Genomic DNA, 17,388 nt, shown 5'->3' with positions numbered 1-17,388 from the left:
CGCTTCCCAAGCGCCCGCTGACCCCAGGTGACGACCGCCCGGGCCCCTTTCGACGGGGCCCAGGCGGCTTGTGCGTGGCCGGACGCGGGCGTTCATGCGCCCGGCGCACGCGGGGCGCGACTACTGGATGACGTAGGCCACGGTGCCGCTGCAGCTGTTGCTGGAGTAGCAGCCGGCGCGCATCGTGTACGTGCCCGCCGTCGGGGCCGTATACGAGACGAAGGACAGCAGGCTGCACGAGTCGTCGTTGTTCGCCACGGACGTGCCCGCCGAGTTGACCAGGCGCAGGTAGGTGTCACCCGTGCCGGAGGCGCCGGTCAGCGTGCAGGTGCCGAACTGCAGCGTCTGGCCCGCGGCCAGCGTCACCGTCTTGTCCGTGGTGTTCTGCGTCGCGTTGTTGGTGTTGGTGGCGGTGAACGCGAACGTCGTGGTGGGCGGGGGGTTGGTGGTGCCACACAGCCGCAGGCTGCCGGCCACCAGACAGTACGCGCTCACCGCGGGGCGCACGTAGGTGATGTCCTCGCCACGGCAGCCCGTCTCCGTGCAGGTGTTGACGATGTCGCAGCTGCCGTTGGCGACGTAGTCCGTCTCGCCGCGCACGAGGATGCCCGCCACCGTGTAGTCGGTGTTCTCGTACACGCCGGAGCCGGAGTTGCCGCCGAACGTGTCCGTGGAGGCGACGAAGAAGTCCAGCGTGCTGGCGCGCGCGTTGCGCACGGAGCCGCCGTCGTCAATCTTGAAGGGGATGCCGCTGCCAGAGCCGATGACCGTCACCTTCGAGCCCACCGCCAGCGGGGCGTTGCCGGCGCGGATGGGCGCGGGGACGAAGCGCGGCGTGGCGGCGCGGTCCAGCTTGATGATGGCGTAGTCCAGGTTGAGCGGGCTCGACTCCTGCTTGCGCACCACGATGGACTGGCAGGAGAAGATGTCCGCCGACGTCACGGCCTTCATCCCCGTGGCCGACGTCCGGTAGAAGTTGAAGACGACGCGCGTGCTGCTGCACGCGGACGCGCTGGTGATGCAGTGGCCCGCCGTCAGCACCAGGTCATCGTCGATGAGCGTGCCCGAGCAGAACGCCGGCGTCAGGTCGTTCAGGAAGCGCTGGTTGGAGCACAGGCCATACGCCGACCCCAGCGTGGGCGCGTTGAACGTCACGTTGCCCGCGCTGTTCACGGTGAAGTCGGACGGGCTCATCAGCGCCACGGTGGACTGCTCGGCGCGCGCGCGCAGCGTCGCGTTCGTGTGCGCGTAGACATCCGTGCGGTTGTCGGTGCCGTAGACCACCGGCTGCCCGGTGGTCCCCGTCGCGGGAGGAGCCTCCTCCGGCTTGGTCGGCTCGGGCGCGGGCCCACACGCCGCGACGGACAGCGTACACAGCAGCGAGGCCATCAGCTTCCTACCTGCTCCACTTCGACACATGGTTCGCATGCGGTCTGCTCCCTGGAATGGGCGCCCGCCGAGGGGACGGGCAGCCGGGCGCATCTTCAGCCCAACCCGCAAGACGAGCAAACCAACACAGTATCAACTTCCGTGTAATCCGAATTAACGCAACTCCATTGCAATGTTGAACCCGGCGCGTGGTCCCAGGGCGAGCGGGCGTCGGGTGGTGAGCACTCCCTGACCCGGTTCGCCGGCGAAGCGCTTCCGCCTGGACGGCGGCAACCCCATCGTTACGGTGGTGTGGGAGCGAGTCCGCCCCGGACCAGGGTCGGAGGACCGGTGCAACCGCTTCAGACACTGCTCGTCGTGGACGACGATTTGGATATCCGCGACGCGCTCCAGGACGCGTTCGAGCTGGAGGGCTACTCCGTGTTGCTCGCGGCGGACGGCCTGGAGGCGCTGGCGCAACTGCGCCAGGAGGGCTCGCGTCCGCACCTCATCTTGTTGGACCTGATGATGCCCCGGATGGACGGCTTCGCCTTCCGCGAGGCGCTGCGCCATGACACGGCGCTGTCGGACATCCCCGTCGTCGTGGCGAGCGCGGACCTCCACCTGGAGGCCGCCGCGAAACAGCTCGACGTGGCGGGCTGCCTGCGCAAGCCGCTGGACCTGCACGAGCTGCTGTCCACGGTGAAGCGACTGAGCCAGGCCGTCTGAGCGACGCCTTGCTTCGCCTGCTCGCTCCACGGGCGAAACGACGTGGGGGTTTCCCGGACAGGTTGGCGAAGGGAGGCAGCCTCCCCACCCTTGCTCCCAGAAGTCATTCAACCGACCAAGGGAGAGGGAACCCCATGAAGAAGCTCATCACCACGTTCGCGCTGTGCCTGGGCTCCGCCGCGTTCGCGCAGAGCGAGCCCGCCGAGCAACCGTCGCAGAACCAGATTCCGAGCTCCGGCGCGCGCGTCCAGACGGGCGTGGACGCCTCCGACGTGGGGCGCGGCATCAACGGCGCCACGAAGGAGGCCTCGAAGGTGCCCGGCGTGGACAACACCTTCAAGAAGGCGCACTCGCTGAACATCAAGGGCACGGTGAAGGAGTCAGACGACGACAGCGTGAAGCTGTCGCGCAAGGACCTGCCGGACGCCGAGCTGGATGTGAAGCCCCAGACGGTGGTGAAGCTGGACGGCAAGACGGTGCGGGCCGACCAGCTCCCCGAGGGCGCGGACGTCCACGCCCGCTTCCAGCTCTCCGGTGACAACGCCGTCGCCGTGGAGCTGCGCGCCACCAGCCCCAAGGGCGCCAAGGGCACGGGCGGCTCCGGCACCACCGACGCCGCGAAGAAGAACGCGGAGAAGGCCGGCGACCAGGTGGAGCAGACGGGCGATGAGCTGAAGCAGGACGTGGACGACACCGTCCACTGAAGCCCTGCTTGAGTCACCCGGCCGACAGGCCTCCCAAGCCCGCTTCCCTCACGGGGGGCGGGCCTGGTCATTTCTGGCGACACGTCACGCCCGCGCCTTGCCCACGGTGGGCAGCGCACTTCCCTCTTTCCCATGTGGGCACGCGCGCAACACCCCGGTACGCCGCTTGCTCCACACCGGGGACGGGAGGAATCGGTGATTCGACGACTGTTGGGCGCGTGTGTCGGTGTGGCGATGGTGTTGGCGGCGGGAGCCTGCGACAGCTCGAAGGGGACGGGGTCGAAGGACGGCGGTGATGACATCCAGTCGCCCTCGGATGACGGGGGTGACGTCGGGACGGAGGACGCGGGCGACGGCGACGCGGGCACGGACGCCGGTGGCGACGACGCGGGCCCCGGTGACGCCGGCCCTGGCCCTGGCGACGGAGGCACGGATCCGGTTCCAGACGGCGGCACTCAGCCCACGACGCCCGAGGGCCCCTGGCCCACGGACGCGCTGACGAACTTCTCCGCGAAGTACGACATCCCCAAGGTCCGCTCGGTGGGCGTGGATGGTGCGCACAACGTCTGGCTGCTCAACGGCAACCAGATTGGCGTGCTGCGCGCGGGCACGGACCGGCCGCTGTGGACCAGCCAGCCCATTGGACAGGCGAGCCTCGGCCTGGGGTGGGAGGCGGACAAGCTCGCCATCGACTCCACCGTCATCTGCGGCGGCAAGGCCGGTGAGGCCTACGTCGGCTACCGGACGCACGACGAAATCGTGGGCGGCCAGAGAATCATCGGACGGGGTGAGGAGGGCTTCTCGGAGGAGCGCTACGTCGAGTTCCAGAAGGGCGATGTGGACGTCGTGCAGCTCAACAGCGAGGGCTCGGACATCGTGCTGCGCGAGCACCTCTATCGCTCCGCGGGCACCAGCCGCCCCAGCCGCAACGAGCCCCTCGGCATCCGCAACAGCAACGACTTCCACTACGACGAGGACCGCTCCATCTACTCGTGCGTCCGGGTGATGAGCGGCACGTACGAAGGCGAAGTCTATCTCGGCACCAACCACGGCGTGACGCGCGTCCGCGGCTACGACTACAGCAGCCACCGGCACCCCGCGTGGTGGCAGACCATCCCGAATGAGGACCCCAGCAAACCTCCCAAGCAGTCCCAGCGCGCCGGCTACACCTACGGGCTTGGACTCTCGTCGGAGGGCCACCTGCTCATCGCCAACGACTGGAAGATTGGCATCCTCCCGCCCAACGCGGACCTCAAGTGGTGGGACCGGGAGAACCGTGACGGCGTGCCCGCCGACGCGGAGATCTCCGAGTACCTGCTCAACACCTTCGTGGACCCCGTCAATCCGGGCAACGACCAGTACCGCGACCAGGCGGCGCCCCAGAACAAGTGGCGCGCCATCCAGAAGACGAAGGACGGCCTGTACTACGTGGCGGGCCTGGGCAGCGGCCTGTGGCAGTTCCAGGCGAATCCCCAGCGACACGACCCGAAGAAGTACGCCGACACGGACTACGTCCGCATCGAGGGCGCGAACACCAACGACTACACGGCGCTGGCGGCCACCGCCGACGGCTCGCTCTTCGTCGGCACGGCGCACAACGGATTGTGGCGCCTGACGCCTGGCAAGCAGCTGGAGAAGGTGGCGGGCGTCAGCGGAGGCGAGGTGCGGCAGCTCATCTATGACCCTCGCGTGACGCCGGCCGCGCTGTACGCCCTCGTGGACGGGCGGCTGTACGTGCTGCGCGGGTACTGACACGCAAGAGCCTCGCGGGCTCGAGCCGACACACGGCGGGCGCCTCCTTCCTGAGCATCGGAGGGGGCGCCCGTCCTCGTTACTTCGCCCTGCCGCCCACCACCACGGCCTGGATGCCGACGGACGGCGCGCGCGGCTGCGTGGGCAGGCGGAGGATGAAGGTGGAGCCCTGGCCCTGGGCGGAGCGCACGGTGATGCTGCCGCCCATGGCCTCCACAATCTGGCGGGTGATGTAGAGGCCCAGGCCCAGGCCGCCGTAGTGGCGCTCGGAGACGGCGCGCTCGAACTTGCCGAACAGGCGGGCCATGCCGTCCTCGGAGATGCCGATGCCGTGGTCCTTCACGGCCAGCACCGCCACGGTGCCCTCTCCCACCAGCGAGATTTCCACCGGCCGCCCCGCGCCGTACTTGGCCGCGTTGGACAGGAGGTTCACCAGCACCTGCTCCACGCGCAGCGGGTCCCACTGGCCCGGCAGCGTCCCGGACACGTGCACCGCCAGCTCGCAGCCCGCGCGCGCGAACTCCTCGGAGAACGCGTCCACCATCTGCCGGACGACCTGGACCAGGTCCAGCTCGCGCGGCTCCAGGCTCAGCTTGCCCGCCGCCAGCCGCGACACGTCCAAGAGCGTGTTCACCAGGCTGCCCAGCCGCGACAGCTGTCGCTCCAGCACCTGACCGCGCGGCGCCAGCTCCTGCCCCAGCGCGGGCTGCGCGCCCGTCACCTGTCGCAAGAGCAACTGCAGGTGCAGCCGCATGCTGGTGAGCGGCGTGCGCAGTTCGTGCGCGGCCACGCTGAGGAACTCGTCGCGGGCGCGCACGGCCTCCTGCGTCTCGCGCAGGGCCTGCTCGCGCACCGCGCGTTCCCGGGCCGCGCCCGCGTCACGCTGGGCCTCCACGCGGCGGCGCTCCGTCAGGTCCTCCACGTAGATGCACGCGGCGATGACCTCGCCGTCGCGGCGCACCGGGTGGTAGCTGGCGCGGAAGACGCGGGTGCGCTCCACGCCCATGCCGGGCTCGCGGTGGATGATTTCCACGCCGTCCAGGGGCTCGCCCGTCTCCAGCACGCGGCGCACCCGGCGGGCGGTGTCCCCCAGGGACGAGTGGGGGTTCATCACCTCGTCCATGAGGCGACCGAGGTGGGCCTCGCGCGGCAGGCCGTTGAGGGAGGCGAGCGCCTCGCTCACCTCCACGAAGCGCAGCTCCCGGTCCACCACCGCCATGCCCAGGGGCATGGTGCTCATCAGCTCGGAGAGGGCGACGGGGCGTAAGCCTTCGGAAGAAGCCTCCCGCCGTTCAGGGGCGGATTCACCGGCTGGCATCATCACTTCCGGGCCCATGTCGGGGGCCGTCCCAAGCCGGGGGCTCATCGTCTCAGCGTGTGTACCAACCTCGTAGGACGCCGTCACCGCATGCCCCCCGACAGTGTGTCCAATGGTGGAAGAAAGGCCCGAGGCCCTCCCGGAATCTTCCCAGAATCATGAGGGTTTTCCCCTCACCCCGCTCGCTGGCCGCAAGGAGGGCAGGCGTGCGCGGGACACCTGCTTCAACCCACCTCCCCCGGCTTCATAGAATCGGGCGCTCGCCGCCCACGGCCCGGAAAAGGAACCGCACCGCATGCGCTTGAGACGTCTGGCCCGTCGCCGCCCCTCGTCGTCCTCGTCCAGTGGATCTCACCTGGAGCCCCTGCAGGGGGGCCGCAACGAGGTGGTGGCCTGGAGCGGAGCGGATCCGCTGCGCCCGGAGCGCCGCCTTCGGTGGAGGGACCACTTCACCCTCACGGAGAACCTGCTCCACCTGCCGCACCTGCCGGCGTGTCATGACGGCCTGCGCGTGGCGCAGCTCTCCGACGTCCACGTGGGACAGGCCACGTCCGAGGTGCGCATCCGCCGCGCGGTGGAGGCCGTCAACGCGGAGTCACCCGACCTTGTTTTCCTCACCGGCGACTACGTCACCCACAGCCCCAAGCCGCTGCCGCGCGTGCGCGACGTGCTCTCCGGGCTGAAGGGCCGCGTCTTCGTGGTGCTGGGCAACCATGACCACTGGGTGGACGCGCCCTACCTGCGCCAGTGCTTCGAGCACCTGGGCTACACGGTGCTCCAGAACGAGCACCGCGTCGTCCACCTGCGCGGCGCCCCGGTGACGGTGCTGGGCGTGGATGACGGGCGCACCGGACGCGACGACGTGGAGGCGACGTTCCGCGGCGCGCCGGAGTCCGGCACGCGGCTGGTGCTGGCGCACACTCCGCCCACGGTGGACAAGCTGCCCGCCCAGGGCAACCTGGTGCAGTTCTCCGGGCATACGCACGGCGGCCAGTTCATCGTCCAGGGCCTCACCGAACGCTTGTTCCGTCGCGCGGGCCAGCCCTACATCCGCGGGCACTACCAGGTGAACGGCAACCAGCTCTACGTGAATCGGGGGTTGGGCTTCGGCTTCGGCGGCCCGTACCTGCGCCGGGGCAGCGAGCCGGAAGTGGCCTTCTTCACCCTGCGCGCCGCCGCGACGGCCATCGCCGCGGCGGGCTGAGCACCTTCGTGCCTCAGGGCCTCAGCGGCGTGCCAATCCGCCCGCCGCCGAGGAGCCCTTCCTTGCGGCCCCCGCGACGAAGGCTGAAGGGGCCGGAGCCGAAGTACACGATGAAGAGCGCGCCTCCGGCCATGGAGAGGTTCTTCATGAAGTGGATGAGCTGGTCCTGCGCCTGCACCGGGTCCGCGATGAGCCAGAAGCGGTGGACCATGAAGGCCGCGCACACCAGGAAGATGGCGATGGCCGCGGCCCCCAGGCGAGCGAACACGCCCAGCAGCACCGACAGCCCTCCGAGCACCAGCGCGACGCCCGACAGCAACACGGCCTGGCGCGGCTCGGGGATGCCGGAGCTCTGCGCGTGCGCCGTGAGCGCATCGAGCTGGATGAAGTGATTCAAGCCGCTGGTGATGAAGATGGCGGAAAAGAGCAGCCGACCAAGCGGCGCGAGCACTCCCATGTAAGGCCTCCTGTTTCCCACCAACGCCGGGGCGTGGAAGTCATTCTCAACCTGCCCATGACTTCCCGCGAGGCAGCCATCGCCCGCTCTCCCGTTCGCTCCACGGGTGGCGCCGCGTGCCACCGATCGCCCCGATGGACTGCGACAACACGCCACACGCGGCGGTGGCGGCCCCGGGCGTATCGTCCTCTCCGTCGTGAAAGCCTCCCTCGCCCTCCTCCTTTTCTGCGGCGCCGTGCTGGTGCCCGTGTCCTCCGCCTGGGCCTGCGCCACGTGTGCGTGTGGCGACCCGACGCTCACGTCGATGGGCACCGAGCAGCCGTTCTCCGGACGGCTCCGACTGTCCACCACCCTGCGGGCCTGGGGCCATACGGTGGGACAGGAGCGCGTGGACGCGCTGCGCCTGCGCGAGGCGCGCATGGACGTGGCGGTGGCCTACGCGCCGCTGCCCTGGTTGTTCCTGTCGGCCACCCTGCCCCTGCAGGCGCGCGAGGTGCGCTCGGTGAGCCTGGCGCGCGAGCGCGGCTGGGGCGTGGGCGACGTGGAGGTGAGCGCGAAGGCGTTCCTGTACCAGGACCGAGAGTTCTCCGCGGACCATCTCTTCAGCGTGCTCGCCGGGGTGAAGCTGCCCACCGCGCCCCGGCTGCGCGCGGCGGACGGAACGCTGCTGGATTTGGACACGCAGTTGGGGAGCGGCTCGGTGGACCCGCTGGCGGGCGTGGCCTACCAGCACTTCCGGGGCGACTGGTCCTTCCTCGTCAGCGCCACGGGCTTCCTGCCCACGCGAGGCATGTTGGGCTTCCGCGCGGGGCCTTCCCTTCGCACGACGCTGGCCGCGCAGTACCAGCCCGCGCCCCGGTGGGCGGTGCGGCTGGGGCTCGACAGCCGGGTGGAAGCGGCGGCGGAAATCGACGGCGAGAAGGAGGAGAACGGCGGTGGCGTCATCAGCTACGCGTCGCCCGATGTCCTCTTCAGTCCCAGCACGGATATCGTCGTGGCCGCGGGCGTGCGGGTTCCCTTCTTCAACCGGCTCCACGGACGCGTGGCGCCCACTCCCATCGCGATGATGTCCGTCGCGTATGACCTCTGAGCCATGCCTGTCGCCGTGAAGCGCTTCGCCCTGCCCTCCCTGTTGCTGTGTCTCGCCGGCTGTGGTGGCGGTGAGCGAATCGAGGGGATGGAGCTGACCCTGGGGCTCACCACCGCTCGGGCGCGAGGCGTCCCGGAGGCGGCGGGGGCTCGCACGCTCGTCACGGATGAGGGCGCGCGGGCCACGCTCTCCGGGGCGCTGGTGACGCTGGGCAGCGTGGAGTTGATTCCTTGCGAGACGACGGGCTGGCGTCGGCTGTTGAACGAGCTGTCACCTGTGGGGACGGCCTGGGCGCACTCGGTGTCGAACGCGCTGCGGCTGGGCACGCCGCACGTGGTGGCGCTGGGGGCGACGGATGGAGAGGTGGTGTCGCTCGGAGTGATGCGTCCGCCGCCGGGGCGCTACTGCCGGGCGAGGCTCACCTTCGAGCCGGCGGACTCGGACGCGGAGGGGTTGTCGTCCGCGTCACAGGGCGCGGTGCCGGTGGACATGCTGGGGTTGAGCCTGCACGTCCGGGGCACGCTGGCGGATGGGGAGCGTGACTTCGAGGTGGAGACGCGGGGCCGCTCGTCGGTGGACGTGGTGCTGGACGGGCTGGAGTTGACGGAAGACGCGCCGAAGGCGGCGCGGGTCTTCACACTGGCGTGGGATTCGTGGCTGGATGGCGTGGGTCCGGGCGAGTCGCCTCGTAACGTGGACCTGCTGGGCAATGTGGCCCGCTCCGCCTCGCTCCAGTCCGCAGTCGTGCCATGACGCCTCCTGTCTCCACCGAGCTCGCTTCTCGCGCCCGCATCAACCTGGAGTGGCTGCTGCGGCTGCGCTGGGGGCTCTTGCTGGGACAGGCGCTGGTCATCGCGCTGGCGGCGTATGGGCTGGAGCTGGCGCTGCCGGTGCCGGTGCTGGCGGGGCTCCTGGGGTTGGAGGCCGCCACGAACCTCGCGGTGCGAGCGTGGCTGGGCCGGGCCCGGGTGACGGAGGGCACCATCGGCAAGTTGATGCTGTGGGACACGCTGGTGCTCACGGGGCTGCTGGCGCTGAGTGGTGGCACGCACAATCCCTTCACCACGCTGTACCTGGTGAACGTGGCGCTGGGGACGGTGCTGTTGCCCGCGCGGTGGATGTGGAGCCTGTTGGGCTTCACGCTGATGGCGTTCGGTTCGCTGTTCCTGCTGCAGGACGTGGTGTTGGTGCCGGGGCTGTCGCGGCCGGACCACGCGGCGCTGATGCGGCTGCACATCAATGGGATGTGGGTGGCGTTCGCGGTGGCCGCGGGCTTCATCGTGTACTTCGTGCAGCGGGTGACGCGGGCGCTGGAGGAGCGCGAGCAGGAGCTGGCACAGGCGCGCGCGCAGCATGCGAGGCGGGAGAAGGTGGCCTCGCTGGCGACGCTGGCGGCGGGCGCGGCGCATGAGTTGTCCACGCCGCTGTCGACCATCGCGGTGGTGTCGAAGGAAGTGGAGCGGGCGCTGACGGTGGCGGGCACGTCCGAGGCGGTGCGCGAGGATTTGCGGCTCATCCGGCAGCAGGTGGACCGCTGCCGCGACGTGCTGGTGCAGATGTCGGCGGACGCGGGGCAGACGACGGGAGAAGCCTTCCATCCGATGCCGCTGGGGCGGCTGGTGGAGGACTCGCTGTCGGAGCTATCGGGCGTGGAGCGGGTGCGGGTGGAGCTGCCCGAGGAATTGAGCGCATGGCGGGTGCAGGGGCCTCCGCGAGCGCTGGCGCGGGTGGTGCGCGGGTTGGTGAAGAACGCGCTCCAGGCGTCGCCGCCTTCGAGGTCGGTGGAGCTGCGGGTGTTGGCGGGGCGAGGAGGCGCGCGGCTGGAGGTGCGCGATGGCGGGGCGGGGATGCCAGCGGAAGTCCTGGCGCGGGCGGGCGAGCCTTTCTTCACGACGAAGGCGCCGGGTGAGGGCATGGGGTTGGGACTGTTTCTCGCGCGCACGCTGGCGGAGCAGCTCGGTGGTTCGCTGGAGCTGCGGTCCACGCCGGGACAGGGGACGGTGGCGAGCCTGGCGCTGCCTGTCGGCGCACCGCCCGCAACGGAGGTCGCGTCGTGAGCACGGTGGGCGGTGATGGGCATCATCCGAGCCTGTTGCTCGTGGATGACGACGCGACGCTGCGGGAGCGGCTGGCGCGGGCGTTTCGTGAGCGCGGGTGGGAAGTCACCACGGCGGGCGACTACGACCAGGCGCTGGCGGCGGCGCGGCGGGAGTCACCGGAGTACGCGGTGGTGGACCTGCGCATGCCGGGGCGCAGTGGCTTGGAAGTGGTGAAGGACCTGCTGGCGGTGGATGCGTCCACGAAGGCCATCGTCCTCACGGGTTATGGGAGCATCTCGACGACGGTGGATGCGATTCGATTGGGGGCGGTGAACTACCTGCCCAAGCCGGCGGACGTGGACGACATCCTCGCGGCCTTCGCGCGAGCCTCGGGTGAGCCATCGCTGGCGGCGCCGGAGACATTTGAAGCGCCCTCGCTGGCGCGCGCGGAGTGGGAGCACATCCATCGCGTGCTCGCGGACTGCGCGGGAAATATTTCCGAGGCCTCGCGCAAGCTCGGCATCCACCGCCGCTCGCTCCAGCGAAAGCTCCAGAAGTACCCGCCAGCGCGGTAGCAGCGCCTCTGCACACCGGCGCGGGCGATTCCTCTTTCATCCCCGCTCGGCGGCAGAAGGCCGTTCGCTTGGCTTCCTGCATCTCACCTGGCCCCTGGTCGCCTTCCTCGCCTCTCAACGGACACCGTGATGAGGGGAGGCCCGAGTGGCCCGGGGATGCCTCATTCCACCTCGGCCCCTAGCTTGGGTTGGCTGCCCATCTCATGGCCTTCCCTCGGGGAGAAGCAGCTCAAACCCTTCGCCCAAGGCCTTGGAAAGGATTTGGTATGTCGACCAGGCTTGTCTGGGGAATGCTCGGCGGAGTGGTGTTGGGGGTTGCGTTCGGCAACTCGGGAATCGGCATTGCCATCTGCATCGCAGCCGGAGCCCTGGCCGCCGGAATCTGGCAGTACCTGGAGACACGCGGCAAGCGGGCCTGACCCGTGGATGACGCTGGTCGTGCCTCTACGAGAACTTGCCGACGACCTCTGGCGCCCAGAAAAGCACCGTCATTTGTTTTCCGGGTGAGGTTGCATAGGAGCCGGCGGAATCACCTCCGGGACGGCGGGTGATGATGGCATCGAAGGAGCAGTCGATGCCTCAGGGTGAGGAGAAGGAAGCGAGGCAGGTGGAGCAACCTCTTTGTCCGGAGTGGGCTCGGGAGGAGGCACAGACTTCTCAGGTGGCAACGAATCAGCGGGGGCATCGCCAGTCGGAGTGGGGGCCTTCTCGACCACAACGCCCTGTGACGTCACCGCATAGACCTCCCACCAATCGAGGACGCGTCCACTCGGACCGCCGCAACGGTGAAACCGTTGGTCCACGACCACGAAGTACAGGCCTGGGGTCGGGCCCGCGAAGACGGAAACGTCCAGACCTTGCTCCGGGCTCGAACATCCCGCGAACAGGTTGGGGAACGGGTTGGTTCTCACCACCTCGCGGATGGCGCCCGCCGCGGCGAGCGCGGCACCTGCCTCCATTGGCTCGACCACGGTTCTGGACGAGCTTTCGTCCGGCCACAGCACCTCGCCCTTCCAGGGCGCAGGCCGTGTGGCACATCCCTGCAGTACCGCGACACACCCCGCCAGCATCAAGGCCTTGGTCATTTCCCACACCTAGTCACGGAGTAACTGCAAGCTCCCAGCACTGCATTGAGGCGCCATGCTCCGGAAAGGCGGGCGCGCGCTGCGCGGAGCGCAGATGCCCAGCGTGACCCATCGAGCCTTGATGTCGCTCCACTGCTGGACCTCACCCGTTGGAAAATAGCGCAGGAAGAAGCGCGACCCATCCTGACGCTCCGCCACCAGCGCCGACGCCATCTCGATGGCGGTATTCCTGAAGACCGCTGGAACGGGGTTGCCGGGTATCAGGCGCACGTCCGCCATGGCCACAAAGGGCCTGAGCGCATCTGTCGGTCAGACGCTGAGGTCCTGCGACGAGGGCGCCGCGGCGCATGCATGGTTGTGGACGTAACCGACAACCCACACCTGCGGAGATGGGAGGTCGTCATCCTTCACCGCGAAGAATGGATTGCAGGCGTCGTGACTTCCTTGGACGGGCTCAGTCACCCGCCACGACAGGGAGTCGCGACCGCCCGCTACATAGAGCGTCGCGCAGTACTCCGTGGACAAGCCCACGATGGGGCGCCGCGTTCCCGGGTCGCACGCTTTCGCGCCAGGGAGCTTCAACATCGCCTCCGCCACATCCTGCAAGAGGCTTATTGGGATGGAAGCGTCTCCTGTGGGCATCTCCACGGCGGGCACTTCCGACCATGGCCCTCGCGCAAGCTCCGCGTCCGGAGCGATGATGGCGGAGGGAGTGGAAGCAGCGCATCCGCTGAGAAGCAAGGAGAGCAGCCCAAGAGGCATGAAGGCATCAAAGGAGGCCATCGGCGCGCACTATAGCGGCGCTCCCACGGACGCACCGAGAATGCGCCAACACCTGTGCGATGGCGCTCATCCGCGCCGTCGCGCGCGAATGGGCCCTACGTACTCACTGCGCCCTCCCCGCCCGGACGACATGCCGGACGGGGAGCTGTCACCCGACCTCAGCGACCGTCGAAGTAGCAGAAGCCGTAGCCCCGGTCTCCACCGCCACCCGACAGCGGGTAGTAGATGTAGCCCAGCTCCTCGCCCGCTCCGCACTCGGAGCGCGCTCGCGCGTAGCGGTGGCACGTCGCCACCGCCGGGCCCGCCGCGCCATCCGCGTCGAAGCAGGTGCCACGCGCACCCTCCACACCACAGAACTCCGTGAAGGAAGTGGACGTGCACGCCTCGCCAATCAGCGCCGTATCGAACGCGAAGCCAATCGGCTCCAGCACCGACTGCTCGATGCACAGGCCATACACGCCACACACCGTGCCCGTGGGGCACCCCGGGGTCGGCGCCATGAAGTCACACGTCTTCAGGCACTGCGCGTTGTCGCTGAGCAGGTCCGTACACGCGAAGCCCTGCTCGCAGTCCGTCGTCGTCAACGCGTACTCGCTCTCCGCGGACGTCGCCGTGCAGGCCTCGCCCTGCGTCTTCGTCCCCAGCGCGCGCTGCAGCGTGCCGTCCGTCGCGGCGTAGTCGTCCGCGACACACGCCGTGTCCGGCACGTTCGACGTCAGCGAACCCTCGCGCGGATCACACCCGCCCGGACGCACCGTGTTCCACGTCGCGAAGCGAATCCACCGGCACTCGCCACCCGACACCACGGACGAACCCGTGTAAGGGCCCGAGGTGGGCGTCGCGAGCACCGACTCGCGCAGCACCACGTTCGACAGCGCCCCCACCGTCTGCTGCGGCGACACCTGCAGCGCGAGCAGCAGCGCCCCCGAATCGGCGACGAACAGCTTCTGCGCCGTCGAACCCATGTCCTGGTAACCGAAGACGCACTGCTCACACGTAAAGGTGTTCGCCCCGCCCTGCGACAAGTCGTACAGCCCCGGCTGCGTGTTCATGTCCAGGCGGATGCGCACCTCGTCCCGCTGCACGCCTCCGATGCTCGACAGGTCGCCACGGAACGTCGGCTGCCGCTCGTACTGCACCGGCGTCAGCTCGATGCCGTTGAACAGCTCACCCACGGTGACTTCCGTACAGCCCGCAGGCGGCGTGAGGAAGCGCGCCTCCTGCTCGGCGGCACGAATCTCCGCCTGCTCCGGCGCGGGCTCGTGCGCCTCCTGCCCACAGCCGATGAGCCCCGAGACAAGCACCGCACCCCACCATCCATTGATGGACTTCATTCCGTCGTTCTCCCGTTGCAGACGACCGCGCCAGGGCGGTCGACCAGGCGTGTCCCTGGTTCACGCTGAGTAGATGCAGCCGATTGACAGGTGAAATCCGATGTCACTCAAGCCGCACACCCGATGAACGAGAATCCCGGGGGAAAGTCGCGAGCGCACCCCTGTCATTTTCGCGTGTCAGGGGTGCGTGGAATGGTGGGCGGGAGCCGCTCACGCCGGAAGCGTGCCCTCGCCCGTGGAGAGGGTGTTCATGAAGTCCTTCACCTTCGTCACGTAGGTCGCGTCGCCCGTGCCGGCGGGAATCGCGTTCGCGTTGTTGCGGTCCACGCCGTTCGGCCCGGAGTTGTAGGCGCGCAACGCCAGGTCCCAACCTCCGAACTGCTCCTTCATGTCCTTCATGTAGCAGGCGCCCGCGAGGATGTTGGTCTCCGGGTCGGAGAGGTTCTTCCCCTGCAGCTCGGGGTGCTTCGCCTGCAGCTCCTTGAAGGTGTTGGGGTTCACCTGCATCAGGCCGGTGTCCGTCAGGCCATTGCCGCCGTTGGTGGAAATGGCATCCAGGTTGCCACGCGACTCCTGCCAGATTTGCGCGGCCAGCATCTCCGCGGGCACGCCTGTCTTGGCCGCCGCGGACTCGATGGTGCTCCGCAGCTTCTCCAGGCCCGGAGGCAGGTTGCCACCCAGCTTCTTCCCGCCCTCGACGCTCGGCGCGGCACCAAGGCTCGCCGCCGCGCTGGGGCTCGCCGCCGCGCTGGGAGCCACCGGGCTGGGATTCAGGTCCAGGGGAGGCCGTCCCGAGGACGCCTGCGGAGAGAAGCCACTGTCACCGAAGCACGACCCCTGGGACGTGCCCTTGGAACCTTGGGGCGCCTGCACGCCGCCCTTCTCGGCGATCTGCGACATCACCTGCACGAGCGTGTTCATCACCGACAGGGTGCTCTCCAGCAGCTTGCCCAGATGCGCCTTTCCCCCACTGCCCAGGTCGAAGCCGTCCTGCTGGAGCGCGGCTAGGCCGGGAGCCAGCTTCACGCCCGAGCCCACCGACGGACTGAAGGAGGAGGACTCCACGCCGCCGCTGCGAAGAGGCGAGGCGCTGGGACGAGAGACAGGCGTGGCGGCGTTGTGCAGGGGAGCGATGCTCATGACGAGACCCTCGGGGGATGAGAGGCGGATTGATGCGACCCAGGACCCCATAGCAGCGCGTGTGCCAGCCCTCGCGACGAGGCGAGCGACAGACAACCCATCGATTTTCCAAAGAGGCGCGGGCCCGAGGATGACGCCAGCGCAGCGCACCCTGATGACGGCTGTCATCAGCCGATGGTCCGCGTCATCAGGGACGAGCTCAGCCCATCACTCCGCCGCGACTCGAGCTCCCGTCGAGGGCGGCACGAGGATGTCCATCCACTCGCCATAGGCCTCCGCGGGCGCGCCGCTCCCCTGGAACTCGCGCACGGAGCTCAGGAACTTCCGCCAGTGGTCCCCCACGATGGCGTCCAGCCAGTTCTCCTGGCTGTAGGCCAGCAGGCTCCCCGCGGCCTGGATGGCCGGGGCGTCCGGCCTGACGGCGAGGATGACAGCGAGCGAGTGGCTCTCCGCGCCAGGCACGCGGCTCGGTGCGGACGCGTCCAGCCGCCAGCATGCCGCCGTGTCTCCGAGCGCCTCCGCCTTCACACACGTGCGGACCGCGTCGTGGAGAGAGGGCCGCGGGCCCGGCTTCCCATAGAACTCCACCGCGACCTCCGCCGCCCGCCGCGCCTTGGGCATCGGCAGCACGAGCCGCGCCTGGCGCAACGATTCGAGCTGGAGCGAGCCCCGCTGCTCCGCGCACGCCTTCACCTGTGCGCCGGCCTCCGGCAACACCTCGAGCACGCGAAAGGCATCGGGACACGTCTCGTACAGGCTGAACTCCACGACGCACTCGAAGCGCGCGAAGCCCTGCTCCCGCTTCGGGAACAGCGACAGGCCAAACTCCACCCGCCACGGCGAGTACCCCTCCGGGCACACGACGTCCGTCCCTCCATACGGCGTCACCATCAGCTCGTCGTGGAACGCCACCAGGTCCGCGCAGGCCCGCTGGCGCAGGGCGAGGAACGTCTCCTTCAGCCATGCCTTCTCCGCGGGCGTGTCGAGCCGACCGCTCAACAGGAACGCGTCATGCACGGTCTCATCCCACTGCCCCAGACAGTCCAGCGGCGGGCGCTTCTCCAGGAACCTGTCGAGGGGCCTGCTCTGGAACTCACGGGGGTCGGACATGCGGCTCCTCGCTCGGGCAGCGGGCTGGAGCCATCATGCAATGCATCACCCACCGCGCGCAGCAGGAGGCCTCAGGGGTACGTCACGCTGAAGGTCGCCGGCCCCTTCAGGAACGTCAGGCCTTCATCGGAGCGACAGCCATTGTCGATGTCCGTGCTCAGGAACGTGGTGGTCCGCACCGCCGTGGCGCCCTGGAACTTCCCGGACAGCACCTTCCCCGTCTGCGTGACGAGCGTCGTCGCGTCCTGCACGGAGACGTGCGACTGGCTCATCAGCACCGTGGACGTCTCCGTCGTGTTCCACGTCACCACCTGCCGTCCTGCTCCGGCTCTCGCCAGGTCCGCGCAGGAGATGCCTCGCACCAGGCTCGGTGCCTCCGAGCCCAGCGTCGCCGACGTCACCGCCGAGCCGAGCACCGTCACGCAGTTGCTCACCGTCGCCTGGAACGACACCGCGCTGTCCCGAGGCGACACCTTCACCCCCGTTCCGTACTTCGCCTCGCCGTGTCCGATGGGACAGGTGATGAGCACCTTCTCCGGAGGCCGCTCAATCGTCATGCCTCCGGACTCCTGTCCCTCCAGCGTCCCACGGCCCTGGCGTCCTCCTCCGTCCCCACAGGCCAGCAGCCCACAGAGCCAGACGAGCACGAGCCCCTTCACACCCCATGACGTCGCACGCATGAGCACCCTCCTGATTCGGC

At 69.1% G+C, this 17,388-nt stretch carries 16 protein-coding genes; 9 read left to right on the top strand and 7 right to left on the bottom strand.

Going from position 1 to position 17,388, the window contains the following annotated elements; translation table 11 throughout:
* Positions 1 to 120 precede the first annotated feature (120 nt).
* A complete protein-coding gene (locus HUA75_RS13130; protein ID WP_254627559.1) occupies positions 121 to 1,389 on the bottom strand; it encodes a trypsin-like peptidase domain-containing protein in 1,269 nt (422 codons plus the stop codon).
* Positions 1,390 to 1,719: 330 nt separating this feature from the next.
* Between HUA75_RS13130 and HUA75_RS13125 the strand changes: the two genes are divergently transcribed.
* The 3 genes from HUA75_RS13125 to HUA75_RS13115 all read left to right on the top strand — a co-directional run bounded on the left by HUA75_RS13125 (position 1,720) and on the right by HUA75_RS13115 (position 4,553).
* Positions 1,720 to 2,097, top strand: a complete 378-nt coding sequence (locus HUA75_RS13125) for a response regulator (protein WP_141643173.1) — start codon at positions 1,720 to 1,722, stop codon at positions 2,095 to 2,097.
* Positions 2,098 to 2,231: 134 nt separating this feature from the next.
* Positions 2,232 to 2,801 carry a hypothetical protein gene (locus tag HUA75_RS13120; protein WP_174486602.1) on the top strand — a complete coding sequence of 190 codons (570 nt, stop codon included), beginning with the start codon at positions 2,232 to 2,234 and terminating at the stop codon, positions 2,799 to 2,801.
* 195 nt (positions 2,802 to 2,996) lie between these two features.
* Positions 2,997 to 4,553: a hypothetical protein gene (locus tag HUA75_RS13115; RefSeq protein ID WP_174486601.1), complete on the top strand. Its 1,557-nt coding sequence runs from the start codon at positions 2,997 to 2,999 to the stop codon at positions 4,551 to 4,553.
* Between the two features lie 79 nt (positions 4,554 to 4,632).
* On the opposite strand, the gene HUA75_RS13110 is transcribed toward HUA75_RS13115, so the two are convergent.
* On the bottom strand, positions 4,633 to 5,793 hold the full coding sequence (locus tag HUA75_RS13110) for a HAMP domain-containing sensor histidine kinase (RefSeq protein ID WP_254614123.1): 1,161 nt from the start codon (positions 5,791 to 5,793) through the stop codon (positions 4,633 to 4,635).
* Positions 5,794 to 6,166: 373 nt separating this feature from the next.
* Between HUA75_RS13110 and HUA75_RS13105 the strand changes: the two genes are divergently transcribed.
* Positions 6,167 to 7,075 (top strand): metallophosphoesterase, encoded by a 909-nt coding sequence (locus HUA75_RS13105; RefSeq protein WP_141643175.1) that lies wholly within the window; start codon positions 6,167 to 6,169, stop codon positions 7,073 to 7,075.
* Positions 7,076 to 7,088: 13 nt separating this feature from the next.
* Here the strand turns inward: HUA75_RS13105 and HUA75_RS13100 are convergent, their stop codons facing one another.
* Positions 7,089 to 7,532, bottom strand: coding sequence for a DoxX family protein (locus HUA75_RS13100; RefSeq protein ID WP_174453896.1), 444 nt, complete (start codon positions 7,530 to 7,532; stop codon positions 7,089 to 7,091).
* Between the two features lie 196 nt (positions 7,533 to 7,728).
* On the opposite strand from HUA75_RS13100, the gene HUA75_RS13095 reads away from it, so the two are divergent.
* The 5 genes from HUA75_RS13095 (at position 7,729) to HUA75_RS13075 (ending at position 11,655) form a co-directional block, all read left to right on the top strand.
* A complete protein-coding gene (locus HUA75_RS13095; protein WP_371745540.1) occupies positions 7,729 to 8,622 on the top strand; it encodes a transporter in 894 nt (297 codons plus the stop codon).
* A 3-nt stretch (positions 8,623 to 8,625) separates the two neighbouring features.
* The gene (locus tag HUA75_RS13090; protein WP_174486600.1) at positions 8,626 to 9,375 is read left to right on the top strand and encodes a hypothetical protein; all 750 of its coding nucleotides are present in this window, start codon (positions 8,626 to 8,628) and stop codon (positions 9,373 to 9,375) included.
* Positions 9,372 to 10,679: an ATP-binding protein gene (locus HUA75_RS13085; protein ID WP_174486599.1), complete on the top strand. Its 1,308-nt coding sequence runs from the start codon at positions 9,372 to 9,374 to the stop codon at positions 10,677 to 10,679. The genes HUA75_RS13090 and HUA75_RS13085 overlap by 4 nt, the downstream gene beginning before the upstream one ends.
* Positions 10,676 to 11,236: a response regulator transcription factor gene (locus tag HUA75_RS13080; RefSeq protein WP_141643180.1), complete on the top strand. Its 561-nt coding sequence runs from the start codon at positions 10,676 to 10,678 to the stop codon at positions 11,234 to 11,236. Before HUA75_RS13085 ends, HUA75_RS13080 begins: the two co-directional genes overlap by 4 nt.
* 266 nt (positions 11,237 to 11,502) lie before the next feature.
* Positions 11,503 to 11,655 carry a hypothetical protein gene (locus HUA75_RS13075; RefSeq protein ID WP_174476163.1) on the top strand — a complete coding sequence of 51 codons (153 nt, stop codon included), beginning with the start codon at positions 11,503 to 11,505 and terminating at the stop codon, positions 11,653 to 11,655.
* Between the two features lie 1,607 nt (positions 11,656 to 13,262).
* Here the strand turns inward: HUA75_RS13075 and HUA75_RS13070 are convergent.
* The 4 genes from HUA75_RS13070 to HUA75_RS13055 all read right to left on the bottom strand — a co-directional run bounded on the left by HUA75_RS13070 (position 13,263) and on the right by HUA75_RS13055 (position 17,368).
* Positions 13,263 to 14,438 carry a hypothetical protein gene (locus tag HUA75_RS13070; protein ID WP_174486598.1) on the bottom strand — a complete coding sequence of 392 codons (1,176 nt, stop codon included), beginning with the start codon at positions 14,436 to 14,438 and terminating at the stop codon, positions 13,263 to 13,265.
* Positions 14,439 to 14,648: 210 nt separating this feature from the next.
* Positions 14,649 to 15,578, bottom strand: coding sequence for a lytic transglycosylase domain-containing protein (locus HUA75_RS13065; protein WP_174486597.1), 930 nt, complete (start codon positions 15,576 to 15,578; stop codon positions 14,649 to 14,651).
* 207 nt (positions 15,579 to 15,785) lie between these two features.
* Positions 15,786 to 16,688: a hypothetical protein gene (locus HUA75_RS13060; RefSeq protein WP_174486596.1), complete on the bottom strand. Its 903-nt coding sequence runs from the start codon at positions 16,686 to 16,688 to the stop codon at positions 15,786 to 15,788.
* A 71-nt stretch (positions 16,689 to 16,759) separates the two neighbouring features.
* Complete coding sequence (locus HUA75_RS13055) at positions 16,760 to 17,368, bottom strand: hypothetical protein (protein WP_174486595.1); 609 nt, start codon at positions 17,366 to 17,368, stop codon at positions 16,760 to 16,762.
* Between the last annotated feature and the right edge of the window lie 20 nt (positions 17,369 to 17,388).

Origin of the sequence: Myxococcus sp. CA040A, assembly GCF_013336725.1 — a bacterium.
In the GTDB taxonomy this organism is placed as follows: domain Bacteria; phylum Myxococcota; class Myxococcia; order Myxococcales; family Myxococcaceae; genus Myxococcus; species Myxococcus llanfairpwllgwyngyllgogerychwyrndrobwllllantysiliogogogochensis.
Note: the sequence above shows the minus strand (reverse complement) of the source record. Positions and strands in the feature narration are given on the sequence as shown.